Genomic DNA, 16,302 nt, shown 5'->3' on the forward strand with positions numbered 1-16,302 from the left:
ATCCAAGCGGCCGGTTTGCGCAACCGTGTGTATCCGCGCCCACGCCAGAAACCCTGTGACGGTTAGCGAGACGAAGCTTTGAACACCGGCGCGGGCGTCCAAATCGTGGCACCATAGGCTTGCGCGGCGGCGATCTGTTGCTCTGGCATCTTCGCCAGCAGCCAATTCAACATCTCGGCGTGTTGCTTTTCGCCGGCGGCAATCGCGGCCGATGTCCAGGCATAGGCGCGCAAATAATCCTGCGGCACGGTCAGGCCGCGCGCGTAATATTGCCCCATATTGGCCATCGAGGGGGCATGGCCGCGCTGCGCCGCCTGCTCAAACCAGAAACGCGCGCGCGCCTGATTTGCGTGCGTCGCCTCCTCCAAGCCAAGATAGGCGAGGGCCAGATAATATTGCGCAACCGGATCACCGCCCCGGGCGCGTATCTCTGTCTGGGCCAACAGGTCTTCGGTCAGTTGCAGCGGCGGTAAGAACGGATCGGTGGACAAGGCCCCCGGCACATCAGACGCCGAGGCTCCGGCCTGGGCGGCGGCCAGCCATTTGGCGTGCAACTCATCGCTTTGCGCGACGCCAAACCCGTTTTCATACATCACAGCGAGGTTGCCCATCGCGGTCCGCTGGCCCAAATCGGCGGCGGCCTGAAAATACTGCGCCGCTTGTTCATAATCCTGCGTCACGCCATCGCCGCGCACATAGAGCAACCCCAGATTATTGAGCGCCCGCGCATCGCCGGCCTCGGCCGCCTGATCGAACAGGTGTTTGGCTGCGGCGAAATTCTGGTCGGTGCCAAGACCCTCCATATGCATCAACGCGAGCGAGGTGACAGCGGCCACTAGCCCCTGATCCGCCGCGGCGCGGTAGGTCTCGAACGCGCGAACCAAATCTTCTGGGCTCCGATTGGCAGTCTCAAGAGTGGCTGCAAAATCAAGTTGATAGCTTGCATCGCCGTGCCCCGCCGCGCGTTCAAGCCAGACAAGAGCCTCCTCGATATTCTGGGCTGTGCCCAATCCGGCAGAGAGGTGCCGGCCAAGCTGATTTTGTGCCTCGGGATGGCCCTGTTCGGCGGCCAGGCGGAAAAGTTTCACCGCTGCAGCGTAGTCGGGCAGCATCCCATCGCCTTGCGCCAAGGCTTTGCCCAGACGCGTTTGTGCCTCGGGGTGGCCGCTGTCTGCAAAGGAATGCAGGTTTTCCAGCGTCGGCATCACAAGCTCTTGCGCTGTTGCGGCGGGCGGGGTCAGTGACGCCGCCGCAACAGCGACGGCAAGCACGCGGACGGCGCAGATCATTCGCCCTCGGTCCGGATCGGGGGGGGCGCATTGCGGATGGCCTCGAAAAAGGCGGTCGCCAATTCCTGGGCTTCGGCCACCTGATCCGGGGTCATCAGATCGGTCAGAGCATCGCGCAGGGGGGCCGCCTCGGAAAGACCGCGCGCCGCCGCGACGTTAAACCATTTGTGCGCGGCGATATAATCGTTGTCGGTGCCGACACCAAGCGAGATCATCCGCGCCAGCGCCAATTGCGATTCTGGCAAATCTGCCTCGGCGGCGCGGGTAAACCATTGTACGGCCAATTCTGCGTCACGCGGGCCACTCGCCCCCTCGGGTGTCTCGTAATAATACGCCCCAAGCGCATGCATCGCCTGTCGCACTTCGCCCTCGGCCTGTTTTTCCAGCCAAGGCAGCGCCTCGGCATCGCCTTGCCGGGCGGAAAACAGCACCCAAGGCACCGCATCATGCGGCGCGGCGCGTCCGCCAAGGAAGTTGGCCGCCGCCAATTGCCCAAGGCGCTGGGTGGCCCGGTCCGACCCCTGTTCATTGGCGCGCAGGTACAGGGCGAAGGAGCGGTTGATGTCCATCGGAACACCTTGATCTTCTTCGAGTATTTTGGCGGCGCGATAGCTGGCTTGGCGCACCCCGCGATCAGAGGCGGCGATAAAATAGGGCAGGGCCTGCGCCGGGTCGGACGGGATGCCCATCCCGTCGGCGTAAATCAGACCAAGGTTGAACTGCGCGCCTGCATCGCCTTTTTCCGCTGCGCTGCGCAGCCAGCGAATCGCCTCTTGCGTGTTTTGCGCGACGCCTTCGCCGCCAAGATGGCGCACGCCCATCGTGCGCTGCGCCAGAACATGGCCGTTTTCGGCGGCGCGGCGATACCAATCGAGCGCCAAAACGGTGCCGTCGCCTTGGGCTGGCTTGATTGCGCCACTGTCGAAACTGCGGGCCAATTGATATTGCGCTTCGGGCAGGCCAGCATCGGCGGCCTTGGTGAGCCAACCAAAGGCGGCATTAAGGTCAACGGGCGCGAATTTGCCTTGGGATAACAGCTCGGACAGGCGGTATTGCGCCCCGGTGTGGCCGCCTTCGGCCGCCCGCGTGATCAGCGCGAGCGCTTCCTCGGCGTCCGGCCCTTTCAGGAGCAGCTCACCGAGCAGGTAAGTCGCTGGAATATCGTCGAGTTCCGTTGCGCGCCGCAGGTATTGCCGGGCCGAAGCATCTGCGCCGGGGGCTTGCGGCTGGGCCAGAGCGATCTGCCCCATGATCCGGTTTGCCACCGGATGATCCTGCGCCGCGGCCTTGGCAATCCAGTCTTCGCCGTTGTCCCGTTCGACCGGGCCGCCCTTGCCTTGGATCATCAACAGACCGATGTCGAGCTGCGATCCGGCATCGCCGCGTTCGGCCAGGGCCAGCAGCAGACGGCGGGCGGTGACATAATCACCCGAGTCATACGTGGCTTTGGCGGTTTCCAGCGCTTGGTCCAGCGGTTCGGCAGCGTCTTGCGCCAACGCGGGACAGGCCAAAGCCAAGGTGCAGAGGGCAAATATGGTCGGACGGGGCAGGGTGTGATGCTTGCGCGGCAAAGCTCGAGTCCTTCAAAAACAAATAGTTCAAAAAAGTCGGAACCATTCCCGGCACCGGTGCGTTAACTGATAACACGCCGCATGGCCAAGGTCATGTCAAGGAAAGCCAGAAGCCGTTTGCCCGTTTGTCATCCTTCCCCAGATGCACCGTGCAAAAAAAAACGCCGTCCGCTGGCGGACGACGTCGGCAAGACTGAGATGGATAGAGTGGGGCTTAACGGCCCCAGCTGCGCACTGCGCCGCAATCCATATGCACAAAGTTCGAGCTTGAGTAACGGCCCACGCCGCCAGCCCGGCAGGCTGCGCCCGCTTTTGCGATCTGGCCGACGGAGCGACCTTTAAGGCTTACATCTGCGGCCTGACCTTTCAGGTGCAGAGAGTTTTTGGCAACGCCGCTCGACCGAGACCGGAGCATCGCGTTGGTTTTGGGGCTACGGTAGCCCGAGAGGAGCATGTACGGCTCTGCCACATCGAGAAGGTTGTGCGAGGCCGCCAAGATATCGATTGTACGCAAATCGATATATTTTACGTCATTCGTGCGCCAATCACGCATGAATTTATGCACCTCTTCCACCGCATCTTTGATATACTCACCTTCGACCCAATAGATCATGTCGAGTCTTTCGCCCGTCCGGGCGGAATACATCTTGATGCGCCGAATATCACCACCGCCGCGCAGGAAGCCTGCTGCACTGGTAAAGGTTGGAGCTGCTGTTACGAGTGTTGCCGCAAACGCGCCCAAAAGGCCACGCCGCGAGATACCGCTGTCGCGAAGATTTTTCATGTTGTATTGCGCCTGTCCGTCGCTCTCTAAATTTGGTCTGCGATGTTACGCGAAACCTGCCATCTCATCCCCAGATGCGTGGTCTGTATGCCACATGCTCATTTTATCTCCAACATCGGATTCCCAGGATTGCCTGGGGCACTCGATATTGGGCAAAAACTCGCTCAAATCTGGGGTGTGCTGGCAGGATTGTGCACACCGTAACCTTGTCTACCATGTCGCCGGCCTCATGCCGGTAAGCGTCAAGGTAGCTTATGGAGCTTAAGAAATTGTGAGTAGACAAAGGGCTAGTCGGGACTAACTAATGTATAGCTATAAATTCACTGCCCGGAGGGACGGTATGACGCATTCACACGAAATGGGCCGAATGAAAGGGCTGCTGGCCGGAATCGCCATGGCAACGGTGGCGACTTTCGCGCTTCCCGAGCCGGTTCTGGCCGAGGTTACAGCCTTTAAACAGGCGGTCGCCGAATCCGCCTCCGGTAATCGTGACATCGCCGCCTTCTACCGCGAGAACCAGTTCGAGCCGATCTGGACCGGAGACAGCGATATGCACCGCGCGCGCCGCGCCGCGCTTCTTAATGCGGTGTCGACCGCGAGCCTTTATGGCCTGCCGACGCGCAACTATGATCCCGAAGTTCTGCGCCGCATGATGGCCTCGGTTCGGGGCGAGCGTGCCTTGGGCGAACTCGAGGTCGAGCTGAGCGAAATCTTCGTGCTGTTCACGCGCCACATGCAGACCGGCGTGCTTGATCCCAAAAAGATCTCGTCAACGATGAAGCGTGAGGTCCCGGTGCGCGACCCAATCGCCAACCTGCGCGATTTCAGCGCCGGCAGCCCGGATGCGTTTTTCCGCAGCATCATTCCAGCCACGCGCGAATATACCAGCCTCGTGCGCGCCAAGCTTGATCTTGAGCATGTGATCAACCGGGGCGGCTGGGGCGGGGCGGTGCAGTCTGGCACGCTTGAGCCGGGCCAATCCGGTGCCCAGGTGGTGGCGCTGCGCAACCGGCTTGTTGCGATGGGCTATCTGGAGCGGTCGTCGACCGGCAGCTATGACGCCGCGATGGAGAAGGCCGTACAGCAGTTCCAGCTTGATATGGGCCTGACCTCGGATGGTATCGCGGGGGGCTCTACGCTGAAGGCAATCAATGTGTCGGCCTCCGAACGGCTGCGCTCGGTTCTGGTGGCGATGGAGCGCGAGCGGTGGCTCAACCGGCCCCGCGGTGATCGGCATGTTCTGGTGAACCTGCCGGATTTCCGCGCGCAGATCATCGACAACGGCAAGGTTACTTTTGAAACCCGCGCCGTGGTGGGCAAGAACACCCTCGACCGGGAAACGCCCGAGTTTTCCGACGTCATGGAATATATGGAGATCAACCCGTACTGGAATGTCCCGCGTTCGATCACGGCAGAGGAATATCTGCCGGCGATGCGGAGCAACCCCTATGCGGTCAGCCATCTTGATGTGATCGACAGCCGGGGCCGCATTGTGCCGCGCTCGGCGGTGAACTTCTCGCGCTATACTGGCAAGAACTTCCCGTATTACCTGCGTCAGGCTCCGTCGAACCGCAATGCGCTGGGGCTGGTGAAGTTCATGTTCCCCAATGTGAACAACATCTATCTGCACGATACCCCGGCCAAGAGCCTGTTCTCGCGCGACGTGCGGGCGTTTTCGCATGGTTGTGTGCGGCTGAACGATCCGTTCGACTTCGCCTACGAGCTGCTGTCGAAGCAAACCGACGATCCGGTGAACTTCTTCCAGTCGCGTCTGCAAAGCGGCCAGAACACGCGGGTCAATCTTGAACAGCCGATCCAGGTGCACCTGATCTATCGCACGGCTTATACCGATGCGAAGGGCCGCCTGAATTACCGCGACGACATCTATGGCCGGGATGCCCGGGTTTACGATGCGTTGCGCAACGCAGGGGTGGCGCTGAGCGAGGTTCAGGGATAAAAACAGCCTCGCAAAGATAGCGAGGCGCAGACCATGAGCCATACGGTGAATGACATAGCGGTGGCGCTCGGCTGCGAGGCAGCGGGCGCCACTGACATTTCTGTCGACGGGCTGCGCGAGCCTGCGGATGCGGGCCCAAACCATTTGGCGCTGGCGATGAAGCCGGAGTACGCTGAAACCCTGTCTAAGGGCGGCGCGCGTGCCGCGATCCTTTGGGCCGGCGCGGATTGGCAGGCGATGGGGCTTGAGGCCGCAATCTTTGCGTCCCGCCCAAGGTTTGTCATGGGCGGCCTGTCGGCGATGATGGACCGCGGGCCAGAGTATGGCGCGGGCCTCCACCCGGCGGCGGTGATCGACCCCACAGCAAAGATTGGCGACAACGTCAGCGTTGGGCCGGGCACGGTGATTGGACCGCGCGCGGTGATCGGGGCGGGATCGGTGATCGGGCCACAGTGTTTCATCGGCGCGGATGTACATCTTGGCGAAAACGCCTTTCTGCGCGAACAGGTCGTTCTGTGCCACGGCATCCGCATCGGCGCGCGCTTCATTGCGCAGCCCGGTGCCAAGGTCGGGGCCGACGGCTTCTCTTTTGTGACGCCCGAGCAAAGCGGCGTCGAACGGGCGCGCGAAACTCTGGGCGATCAGGGCGGCGCGGCGGCGCAATCCTGGGCGCGCATCCACTCGCTTGGCGGTGTGACCATTGGCGATGACGTCGAGATCGGAGCCAACGCCTGCATCGACCGGGGCACCATCCGCGACACCACTGTCGGCAACGGCACCAAGATCGATAACCTCGTGCACATCGGCCACAATTGCGAGGTTGGCAACGATTGCCTGCTGTGCGGCCAAACCGGCATTGCCGGATCGGTCAAGATCGGCAACAACTGCGTCTTTGGCGGCCAAACCGGGATCAGCGACAATATCTTTATCGGCGACAACGTGATTTCCGGCGGCGGCACCAAGATCATGTCGAACGTGCCCACCGGGCGCGTCCTTCTTGGCTATCCTGCCACCAAGATGGAGACACAGCTTGAAAGCTATAAGTCTGTGCGCCGCTTGCCACGGCTGTTGCGCGATATCACCGAGCTTAAAAAAGCGGTTTCCAAGCTGACCGGGAGCGACTAATCCTCGGGCAGCGCAGACAGAGGCGGAGACAGGCCAATGGACGTCAGTAACAAGGTGGTCGCGATCATCGCGGAACAGGCCGTTCTGGAGACCGAAGATGTCACCATGGACAGCACGCTAGACGATCTCGGGATCGACAGCCTCGGGCTGGTTGAAAGCATTTTCGCCATCGAAGAAGCCTTTGATATCGCGATCCCGTTCAATGCCAACGAGCCCTCGGAAAGCGATTTCGATATTACCACCGTAGGCTCGATTGTGGCCGGGATCGAACGGCTGATCAAAGAGCAAAAGGGCTAGGCCCGAAACCAGGAAAACAGCGGAGCAGGAGCCATGAAACGGGTAGTGATCACCGGCGCTGGCACCATTAACGCGCTGGGCCACAATGTTGCTGATACGCTTGAGGCGATGCGCGAAGGCCGTTGCGGCATTGGCCCGCTCGATATTCCCGATGTTGACCGGCTGTCGATCAAGATCGGCGGGCAGGTGCGGGGGTTCAGCTCCGAAACCGCGTTCAACCGCCAGCAGCTCGCGCTGTATGACCGGTTCACCCAGTTCGCCGTGCTGGCCGCACGCGAGGCGCTGGCGCAATCGGGGCTTACCTTTTCCGATGAGCTTTCGGCGCGATCCGGCGTTATTCTTGGCAATTCCGGCGGCGGGATGAACACCCTCGATGAGAATTACCGGTCGGTCTATGAAGAGGGCAAGAACCGGGTGCATCCCTTTGTTGTGCCCAAGCTGATGAACAACGCCGCCGCCAGCCATGTCTCGATGGAGTTCAACCTGCGCGGCCCGTCCTTTACCGTTTCGACCGCCTGCGCCTCCTCCAACCACGCGATGAGCCAGGCGTTCCAGATGGTCCACGGCGGCATGGCGCCGGTGATGGTCACGGGCGGCTCTGAGGCGATGCTGTGCTTCGGCGGGGTCAAGGCGTGGGAAGGGCTTCGCGTGATGTCCAAGGACGCCTGCCGCCCGTTTTCCGCCAATCGCAATGGCATGGTACAGGGCGAAGGCGCGGCGATCTTTGTGTTCGAGGAATACGAGCACGCCAAGGCGCGCGGCGCAGAGATCCTCGCCGAGATGATGGGATTTGCGATGTCCTCCGATGCTTCGGACATTGTGATGCCGTCCAAAAGCGGTGCGGCGCGCGCCATTCGCGGCGCAATGCAAGACGCGCGGATCAATCCCGAAGAGGTGGGCTATATCAACGCCCACGGCACCGGCACCGCCGCCAATGACAAGACTGAAAGCGCCGCGGTTGCGGATGTTTTTGGTGCCCATGCTGACAAGCTGATGATTTCGTCAACCAAGTCGATGCACGGCCATCTAATTGGCGGCACCGGCGCGGTCGAGCTTTTGGCCTGTATTATGGCGCTGCGCGACGGGGTGATTGCACCGACCATCGGCTATGAAGAGCCCGATCCCGAATGCGCGCTTGACGTGGTGCCGAATGTGGCGCGCGAGGCCAAGGTCGATGTGGCGCTGTCAAACGCCTTTGCCTTTGGTGGATTGAACGCGGTGCTGGCGTTGCGCCGCTTCTAACGCTTTCTGCAGAATTGAAAAAGCCCGGAACGCTGATCACGCTCCGGGCTTTTTTGTTGTCAAACAGTCGCTTGCTGCGGTTACTTCACGCGTTCTGCCGAATAGGCGATGGCGCGCTGGTAGTTGCCGCTGTCGTTCCACGCCGAAAGCACTTTGAAGTTGCGCGTGCCGGGGCCAAAGGGCTGCCCCGCCTTCCAGCCGTTGCGTTTGAGCATATTGGCCGCCGAGGCCAGCGCATCGGTGGCGTTATACGGGTCGGCGCGGCCATCGCCGTTGCCATCAACACCGTACTTGATCCAGTTGCCCGCAAGAAACTGCATATGGCCAAGCTCGCCCGAGGGGCCGCCTTGTTTGGTGGCCGGGATAATGCCGCGATCCACCAGGCTCAGGGCGGCAATCGCATGCTCTTCAAACCGCGGGTGGCGGCGGCAATACGAGGCCAAAGTGACCGCACCGCCAACAATCGGCGTTTGCCCAAGGTATCCGCCCCAGCTTGTCTCCAGCCCCCAGATCGTGGCGAGGATGCCAGCGGGCACGCCATAGGCGCGCTCGATTGAGGAGAAGGTGTTGGGGTTGGCCGCGATCTTTTGCTTGGTGCGCGAAATGAACGCCCCCGCCGAGCTGCCCGAGCGTTTGGCGAGGAACTTCGCCGGGTCGCCTTGCAGGGTGCCGCTCTGGCTCGAGGGGTTCGATTCGAACCGCCATGTGATGCCGGACAGCGAGGCCGATTGCAGCGCGCTCAGGCCACGTTGGCCGACGCCACTGCGCTGCGCGTCCTGCGCCAATTGCCCCTTGTAGCCGTTAAAGGCCCCTTTGGAGGTGATGCATTGCGCGGCCTGAACGGCAGGCGCGGACAGGCCGATAATGGCTGACAAAATGATGGTTAAACGGCGCATTGGAATGTCCCTGTTATTTTGGTCATTGGGGTACAGTTTAGCCCGCAGGCGCGATCCGTCCAGAATTTTCCGGGCGGAATTTACCCCCTGAAGGCCAGAACCGCCAGCACCACGATAAGCGCGGCAAGCCCCGCCGCCACCTTGGCCAAATACGCCATCCGCGCCGGAACGGGCCGGGGGCCACCACGCGCCGCGCGATAGATCACAAAGTTCATATAGGCCGACACACAGGTCAGCGCGAGCACGCAAAGTAGCTTGAACGCCAGCCATTGACCCATCGCGCCGCTGTAAACCGTCAGCCACATCCAGAGGCCCGTGATCCAAAGCACGACAATCGCCGCACCCGAGAGTTGCGCCAACCGCGCGCGCGTTTTCATCACCACGGCGCCCGCCTCGGGGGCCGCACCTTTGGACATCGCCATCATCACCAGCCCGGCAAGGCTAAAGCCCAAGCCAGCGGCCAGGGCCCAGAAATGCAGGATCTTCAGTAACGCCATTGTATTGCCTCCCAAGTGCCGAACACCGTTTGCGTGTCACCCGTAACCGCGAGGTGCCCGACTAGGCCGAACCATCCACGTAAAATCCGCAGTGGTCCAACACAAAAGGGCGCCCCGAAGGACGCCCTCTCTGATTTTCAGAATGTGCCGCAATCAGCAGCTGTAGTACATGCCGAACTCAACCGGGTGCGGCGTGTGTTCGTACAGTTCGATCTCTTCCATCTTCAGCTCGATATAGCCGTCGATCTGGTCTTTGGTGAACACGTCACCGGCCAGCAGGAAGTCGTGATCGGCCGCCAGACACTCTACGGCTTCGCGCAGCGAACCACAGACAGTCGGGATACCTTCCAGCTCTTCGGGCGGCAGGTCATAGAGGTTCTTGTCCATCGCCTCGCCGGGGTTGATCTTGTTGGTGATACCATCAAGGCCAGCCATCAGCAGCGCCGCAAAGCACAGGTAGGGGTTCGCCGAAGGATCGGGGAAACGCGCTTCGACGCGCTTGGCTTTGGGCGAGTCTGTCCACGGAATACGAACGCAACCCGACCGGTTGGAGGCCGAATAGGCGCGCAGAACCGGTGCTTCAAAGCCCGGGATCAGGCGTTTGTAGCTGTTGGTCGACGGGTTGGTGAAGGCATTCAGCGTTTTGGCGTGCTTCAGGATACCACCGATGAACCACAGCGCTTCGTTGCTGAGGTCGGCGTATTTGTCGCCCGCAAACAGCGGCTTGCCGTCTTTCCAGATCGACATGTTGCAGTGCATGCCGGTGCCGTTGTCGCCATAGATCGGCTTGGGCATGAACGTCGCCGTCTTGCCATACGCCTGTGCGACGTTGTGCACGACGTATTTGTATTTCTGCAGCTCGTCGGCCTGTTTGGTCAGCGTGCCGAAAATCAGGCCCAGCTCGTGCTGACAGGAAGCCACTTCGTGGTGGTGCTTGTCGACCTTCATGCCGAGGCGCTTCATGGTCGAGAGCATTTCCGAACGGATGTCCTGGCCATCGTCGGTCGGGTTGACCGGGAAATAGCCGCCCTTAAGGCCCGGACGGTGGCCGGTGTTGCCCATTTCGTATTCGGTGTCGGTGTTCCACGAGGCGTCAAGCGCGTCGACTTCGTAGGATACCTTGTTGATGGTGTTCGAGAAACGAACATCGTCGAACAGGAAGAATTCTGCTTCCGGACCCCAGAACGAGGTGTCACCAATGCCGCTCGACTTGAGGTAGGCTTCGGCCTTCTCGGCGGTGCCGCGCGGGTCGCGGTTGTAAGGCTCGTTGGTGTCGGGCTCGACAACCGAGCAATGCACGCAGACAGTTTTCTCGGCATAGAACGGGTCGATATAGGCGCTGTCGCAGTCGGGCATCAGCTTCATGTCCGAAGCTTCGATCGACTTCCAGCCGGCAATGGACGAACCATCGAACATCATGCCGTCTTCGAGGAAATCCTCGTCAACTTCGCTTTCGATGACGGTCACGTGCTGCAGCTTGCCGCGCGGGTCGGTGAAACGGATGTCAACGTAAGCCACGTCTTCATCTTTGATCAGCTTGAGCAGATCTTTTGCGCTCATGTCTAAATTCCCTTGATTGGTTCTACTTGGGTGTACGCTGTCCCGGATGCGATCCGAGACCTCATGGTGTAGGCCGCAGGAGGAGACCCCGGAGCAGGTCCGGGGCGCGATCCGCCTTACAGCGCGTCGGAGCCGGTTTCGCCGGTCCGAATACGGATGGCCTGTTCAACCGTGCTGACGAAAATCTTGCCATCACCGATCTTGTCGGTCTTGGCCGCCTCTACGATGGCCTCGATGGCTCCGTCAACCTGATCGTCGTCCAGCACGACTTCAATTTTAACCTTGGGCAGAAAATCCACCACATATTCGGCACCGCGGTAAAGCTCGGTATGGCCTTTCTGACGGCCAAAGCCCTTTACCTCGACGACGCTGAGGCCCTGTACGCCGACATCCTGCAGCGCTTCTTTGACTTCATCGAGCTTAAATGGCTTGATGATTGCCTCGATCTTTTTCATGTGGTGCCTCCTCGCGTGACGTGTTGGGCCGGTCAGATCACTTCTCTTCCGGGGCTACAATTGAGTAGGGTTCCGGAGGTGACAAATTGAGCATCGCCAAAATGCGTGCGCTTAAAAAACGGGCGATTTGCACAAAATGCAAGCGGAATTGAATCGGGAGCGCAGAAATGAGCGAATTGCTGACCGGAGCACAGATGCGGGCGATTGAGCAGGCCGCGATTAACAGCGGCGATGTCACCGGGTGCGCGCTGATGGAGCGTGCCGGGGCGGGCGTGGTTGAGGCGGTGTTTGAGGAATGGCCTGCGTTGGGGCAGGGCGGGCATCGGGCCGTTGTGCTCTGTGGACCGGGCAACAATGGCGGCGACGGCTTTGTCATCGCCCGCCGGTTGCACGCGCGCGGCTGGGAGGTTGCGGCGTTTCTTTTGGGTGATCCCGAAAGGCTGCCGCCGGATGCCCGCACAAATTACCAGCGGTGGCGTGAGATCGGCGCGGTTCTGCCGTTGCCTGCGCAGCTTGGCCCCATGCGGGGTGCGACCGTGATCGTGGATGCGCTGTTTGGCACCGGGCTGACGCGGCCCTTGCGCGATCTCGGGCTGTTGCTTCTCGATCTCCAAAACAGCCGAGGGCTGGGGGCGGATATCCCTGTGGGAGAAAGGCCGGACAGGACGCCGCTTTTGGTTTCGGTCGACGTGCCAAGTGGTTTGTGCGCTGACAGCGGGCGGGTGCTGGTGCCGGAGGAATTGTCCGGGTTGCCCGACCGCCTCGAAGCCGCGTGTGTGACCTGCGACCTGACGGTGAGTTTCCATGCGCTCAAGCTGGGCCATGTCGTGCACGACGGGCCGTCGACCTGCGGTAAGGTGGTCGTTAAGGACATCGGGTTAAGGCACGCCCGCGACGCGGAAGTTGCCAAGCAGGTGGTTCGCCCATCGGCATCGGCGCTGAGCAAGCAGGCGGGTCACAAATTCAGCAATGGCCATGCGCTTGTCGTATCGGGCGGCTTTGGCAAAACCGGGGCCGCGCGGTTGGCGGCGCGGGGGGCTTTGCGGATCGGGGCCGGGCTGGTGACGCTGGGCGTGCCGGGATCGGCGCAGATCGAGGTGGCAAGCCAGATCACCGCGCTGATGTTGCAGCGGGTCGAGGATGGCGCGGGGCTGGCCCGCGTTCTGGAGGATGCGCGGATCAATGCGCTCTGTCTCGGGCCCGGACTGGGGCTTGAGCGGGCGCGCGAATTGGTGCCCGTGGCGCTGGCGTGTGGCGGGGCGAAACCCCGGCCAACGGTGCTCGACGCCGACGCGCTGTCGGCCTTCGAGGACGATCCCGCCACGCTGTTCACCATGCTTCACGGCCTCTGTGTGCTTACCCCGCATGGCGGCGAATTTGCCCGACTGTTTCCCGACATCGCCGCACACCTCGGCGCTGCTCCAACGCGCGGCCCGGCCTATTCCAAGGCGGATGCGGTGCGCGACGCGGCGGCGCGGGCGGGCTGTGTGGTGCTGCTTAAAGGGCCGGCCACGGTGATGGCCGATCCCTCGGGGCGGTGTTCGGTGCACGCCGCCGTTTATGACCGCGCGGCCCCCTGGCTCGCCACCGCAGGCTCGGGCGATGTGCTGGCCGGGTTCATCACCGGATTGCTGGCGCGCGGCGTGGCTCCGATGCAGGCGGCAAAGATCGCAACATGGACGCACGTCGAATGCGCCCGCAAATTTGGCCCCGGCCTGATCGCCGAGGATCTGCCAGAGGTATTGCCGCAGGTGCTGCGCGACCTCGGGCCTTAGCTGGCCTTGGCCATCGCGCCGCTGCTTTCCACCTCAAGCCCGTCGGCATAAAGGATATGGGGCGCGTCAAACCGCAGCTGCACCAGGCGCAGCTTTTCGCGCGGGCCCCGGCTGACAAATTGGCCATCCACCAACCGTGCCACCGGCACCAGCGCCGATTTCATGCCAAACAGCGCTTCGGCCCGCCAATCCCGGATCAACACGCGTTGGGTGGCGGGCAGGGTCATATCCTCCTCCGGGCGCGTGTGGCCCAAGGAACCGGCCTTGACCCGCACCACTTCGCCCCAAGCCTCGATCACACGCACATCGCGCAGCACGGCCATGCCGACATCGCGCGTGATGATCCGATCACCGGGCGAGAGGTATTCGGCGGGCATTTCGCCCTCAAGCGTCAAAAGCCGGGTGCCCGGCAAGAGACCGTTGAGGTCATATCCATCGAGTTCATATTCTGCGCGCACGCCATCCGGTGCCAAACCGGAGTGCTGGAATTGTTCCGCTGCGCGCCCGACCGTTTTCGGTTTCATGGGCGTACCTGTGATTACTGCTCGTTTTTTTCACAGAATATATCAACATCTCGTAAATGTCCTGCGTTTTCTGCCCCCCTGCGATGCGGTTTGTGCTCGCATCCGGTTTCGACCTTTGCTAGAGACCGGCGGGCGTGGGCGGCCAATCGGCCGCAATCGCGCAAATGTGCGGGTGTGGCGGAATTGGTAGACGCACCAGATTTAGGTTCTGGCGCCTATGGCGTGGGGGTTCGAGTCCCTTCACCCGCACCACTTTGAAAACAATCACAAAACGACCGAAGCCTGGCGCGTTTGCGGGGCTGCTCTAACGCCGAGGTATTCTTCGCGGCGCAGGGCTTTGCCGTCTGCCCGAACCGCTGCCATATCCGCAGATGGCTGGTCTGCGACAGGCAGGTCGGAACCGGCGGGAATGCCGTGATCCGCTCTGCCGATCACTTGGCCGTAGCGGGGGGCGACCTTGGCAAAGGTGTTCGGGGGCCCTGTTTGGGCCGCAGCGGTCTCAATCCTGCAATTGCACAATCGCTTTAATCAGACCGGCCCGATCCGCAGCCAAGGCACCGAATGCGGTGGCGAGATCATCAAGCGACAAGACGTTGGAGCAAAGGGCGTCTGCATCAATCAGCTTGTCCCGGAACGCCGACATGACCCAATCAAAATCAACCTTAAGCGCATTGCGGCTCCCGATCAGGCGCATCTCGCGTTTGTGGAACTCTGGGTCATTAAACGTGATGTCATCTTTGACCACGCTCACCAAAACGTAAGTGCCACCATGGGCCACCGCAGGAAACCCCGCCTCAATCGCGCCGCCATGACCGGTTGCGTCAAAAATCACGTCGTACCCCTCGCCGTCGCTGGCAGAGATGGCGGCCTCAATGCTGGTATGTCCGCGATCAAAACCAAACCTGTCGTTCGCCATCGCGAGCCGTTCCGGGCTGAGGTCAAGCAATGTGACATGCGCGCCCTTTAGCCCTGCGAAAAGCGCGGCCCCGATCCCAATCGGCCCCACACCCGCGACCAGCACAGTATCATCCGTGGCAACGTCGGAACGCCGCACAGCATGTGCGCCAATCGCCAGGAATTCGACCATGGCCGCTTGCAACGGGGTCAGCCCATCGGCCGCATAGAGATTTTGCGCGGGCACGGCCAGTTGCGGGACAAGACCGCCATCCCGGTGCACGCCAAGAACCTCGATGTTCGCGCAACAGTTCGGTTTCCCGCGTTTACAGGCCCGGCACCCGCCGCACGACAGATACGGGTTCACAACCACAAGATCGCCGGCAGACCAGCCGTTGCCGTCCTTCGCCACGCGACCGCTGAGCTCATGGCCAATCACGCGCGGATACTTAAGGAACGGATGTTTGCCCGCAAAAATATGATAATCAGTGCCACAAAGACCCACGGCGCAAATGTCGATCAAGACCCAACCATCGGGAACCGTGGTGATGACAGGGCGGTCTTGCACGTCAAAGGTGCCCGGTTCGACCACGACACCGGCGCGCATTGTCAGGCGGCTCATGCGGTGTCTCCGCGCGGTGTCCAATCGTCGGGCAGGGTGCCCTTGATGATCAGGCTAAGGATATCGTCTTTGTTCACGTCTGCGATGTTGAACGCGCCAACGTTGCGGCCTTTGTTCATCACAACCACACGATCGCATAGGTCAAAGACGTCATGCATGTCGTGGCTGATCAGAAAAATTCCGATGCCTTCGTTCTTTAAGCGGAGTGTCAGATCGGCCACCATTGCGGTCTCGGATGGGCCAAGCGCCGCTGTCGGCTCGTCCATGATCAGGACTTTCGCCTGAAAATAGATCGCACGCGCAATCGCGATAACCTGCCTTTGGCCCCCCGACAGCTTTGAAACCGGGTCTTTGAGGTTGGTAAAATTCGGGTTGAGTTGGCGCAAGGCTTCCTTGGTCTCGCAATACATGCGCGCTTCATCGAGGTTGCCAAACCGGGTCTTGAGCTCGCGGCCGAGAAACAGATTGGCCGAGGCATCCAGATGGTTGGCCAGCGCCAAGGTTTGATAGATCGTCTCGATCCCGTAGGACTTGGCGTCTTGCGGTGATTTCAGGTCAACCCGCGCGCCGTTGACGTTGATCTGGCCACCGCTTAGCGTCATGGCCCCCGACAGCATACGCATCAGGCAGGATTTACCGGCCCCGTTATGGCCGAGAACGCCCACGACTTCGCCGGGTTTGAGATCAACAGAGACGCCTTGCACAGCGTGAACGCCGCCAAACTGCTTATCGATATTCATCATCTGGATCAGGGGGGTATCGTGAGAGACTGTGTCCAACATCTGAAATCCTATTCGAGAAGAGTTGGGCCGAC

Annotated in this window: 15 protein-coding genes and 1 tRNA gene; 6 read left to right on the forward strand and 10 right to left on the reverse strand. The window is 61.2% G+C overall.

What is annotated here, in order from left to right; genetic code table 11:
• Window positions 1–62 precede the first annotated feature (62 nt).
• The 3 genes from ACW9UO_RS17025 to ACW9UO_RS17035 all read right to left on the reverse strand — a co-directional run bounded on the left by ACW9UO_RS17025 (window position 63) and on the right by ACW9UO_RS17035 (window position 3,644).
• Window positions 63–1,289, reverse strand: coding sequence for a tetratricopeptide repeat protein (locus ACW9UO_RS17025; protein WP_457086956.1), 1,227 nt, complete (start codon window positions 1,287–1,289; stop codon window positions 63–65).
• Entirely contained in the window at window positions 1,286–2,785 is a 1,500-nt protein-coding gene (locus ACW9UO_RS17030) for a tetratricopeptide repeat protein (RefSeq protein ID WP_457086957.1), read from the reverse strand. The genes ACW9UO_RS17025 and ACW9UO_RS17030 overlap by 4 nt, the downstream gene beginning before the upstream one ends.
• A gap of 289 nt (window positions 2,786–3,074) precedes the next feature.
• A complete protein-coding gene (locus ACW9UO_RS17035; protein ID WP_457086958.1) occupies window positions 3,075–3,644 on the reverse strand; it encodes a YcbK family protein in 570 nt (189 codons plus the stop codon).
• A 340-nt stretch (window positions 3,645–3,984) separates the two neighbouring features.
• Here ACW9UO_RS17035 and ACW9UO_RS17040 point away from each other — a divergent pair, with 340 nt between their 5' ends.
• From ACW9UO_RS17040 to ACW9UO_RS17055, 4 genes are read left to right on the forward strand one after another with little or no spacing between them, the layout of a single operon-like run.
• Window positions 3,985–5,601: a L,D-transpeptidase family protein gene (locus ACW9UO_RS17040; protein WP_457086959.1), complete on the forward strand. Its 1,617-nt coding sequence runs from the start codon at window positions 3,985–3,987 to the stop codon at window positions 5,599–5,601.
• A 33-nt stretch (window positions 5,602–5,634) separates the two neighbouring features.
• On the forward strand, window positions 5,635–6,726 hold the full coding sequence (locus ACW9UO_RS17045) for a UDP-3-O-(3-hydroxymyristoyl)glucosamine N-acyltransferase (protein WP_457086960.1): 1,092 nt from the start codon (window positions 5,635–5,637) through the stop codon (window positions 6,724–6,726).
• A 36-nt stretch (window positions 6,727–6,762) separates the two neighbouring features.
• A complete protein-coding gene (locus ACW9UO_RS17050) occupies window positions 6,763–7,023 on the forward strand; it encodes an acyl carrier protein (RefSeq protein WP_457086961.1) in 261 nt (86 codons plus the stop codon).
• Between the two features lie 33 nt (window positions 7,024–7,056).
• Window positions 7,057–8,265: a beta-ketoacyl-[acyl-carrier-protein] synthase family protein gene (locus tag ACW9UO_RS17055; RefSeq protein WP_457086962.1), complete on the forward strand. Its 1,209-nt coding sequence runs from the start codon at window positions 7,057–7,059 to the stop codon at window positions 8,263–8,265.
• Between the two features lie 80 nt (window positions 8,266–8,345).
• On the opposite strand, the gene ACW9UO_RS17060 is transcribed toward ACW9UO_RS17055, so the two are convergent.
• From ACW9UO_RS17060 to ACW9UO_RS17075, 4 genes are all read right to left on the reverse strand, one after another.
• Complete coding sequence (locus ACW9UO_RS17060; protein ID WP_457086963.1) at window positions 8,346–9,161, reverse strand: lytic murein transglycosylase; 816 nt, start codon at window positions 9,159–9,161, stop codon at window positions 8,346–8,348.
• Between the two features lie 80 nt (window positions 9,162–9,241).
• Complete coding sequence (locus tag ACW9UO_RS17065; RefSeq protein ID WP_457086964.1) at window positions 9,242–9,658, reverse strand: hypothetical protein; 417 nt, start codon at window positions 9,656–9,658, stop codon at window positions 9,242–9,244.
• A 153-nt stretch (window positions 9,659–9,811) separates the two neighbouring features.
• Window positions 9,812–11,218: a type I glutamate--ammonia ligase gene (gene glnA, locus ACW9UO_RS17070; protein ID WP_457086965.1), complete on the reverse strand. Its 1,407-nt coding sequence runs from the start codon at window positions 11,216–11,218 to the stop codon at window positions 9,812–9,814.
• Window positions 11,219–11,334: 116 nt separating this feature from the next.
• Window positions 11,335–11,673, reverse strand: coding sequence for a P-II family nitrogen regulator (locus tag ACW9UO_RS17075; protein WP_457086966.1), 339 nt, complete (start codon window positions 11,671–11,673; stop codon window positions 11,335–11,337).
• Between the two features lie 167 nt (window positions 11,674–11,840).
• On the opposite strand from ACW9UO_RS17075, the gene ACW9UO_RS17080 reads away from it, so the two are divergent.
• On the forward strand, window positions 11,841–13,448 hold the full coding sequence (locus tag ACW9UO_RS17080; RefSeq protein WP_457086967.1) for an NAD(P)H-hydrate dehydratase: 1,608 nt from the start codon (window positions 11,841–11,843) through the stop codon (window positions 13,446–13,448).
• Here ACW9UO_RS17080 and ACW9UO_RS17085 read toward each other — a convergent pair.
• Window positions 13,445–13,972: a Hint domain-containing protein gene (locus ACW9UO_RS17085; RefSeq protein WP_457086968.1), complete on the reverse strand. Its 528-nt coding sequence runs from the start codon at window positions 13,970–13,972 to the stop codon at window positions 13,445–13,447. The two genes, ACW9UO_RS17080 and ACW9UO_RS17085, sit on opposite strands and share 4 nt — an antisense overlap.
• 168 nt (window positions 13,973–14,140) lie before the next feature.
• On the opposite strand from ACW9UO_RS17085, the gene ACW9UO_RS17090 reads away from it, so the two are divergent.
• Window positions 14,141–14,224: transfer RNA gene (locus ACW9UO_RS17090), tRNA-Leu, on the forward strand.
• A 247-nt stretch (window positions 14,225–14,471) separates the two neighbouring features.
• Here the strand turns inward: ACW9UO_RS17090 and ACW9UO_RS17095 are convergent.
• Together ACW9UO_RS17095 and ACW9UO_RS17100 are read right to left on the reverse strand one after the other, a co-directional pair.
• Window positions 14,472–15,488, reverse strand: coding sequence for a zinc-binding alcohol dehydrogenase family protein (locus ACW9UO_RS17095; RefSeq protein WP_457086969.1), 1,017 nt, complete (start codon window positions 15,486–15,488; stop codon window positions 14,472–14,474).
• Window positions 15,485–16,231 (reverse strand): ATP-binding cassette domain-containing protein, encoded by a 747-nt coding sequence (locus ACW9UO_RS17100; protein WP_457086970.1) that lies wholly within the window; start codon window positions 16,229–16,231, stop codon window positions 15,485–15,487. Before ACW9UO_RS17100 ends, ACW9UO_RS17095 begins: the two co-directional genes overlap by 4 nt.
• Window positions 16,232–16,302: the final 71 nt, after the last annotated feature.

Source organism: Marinovum sedimenti, assembly GCF_054052205.1.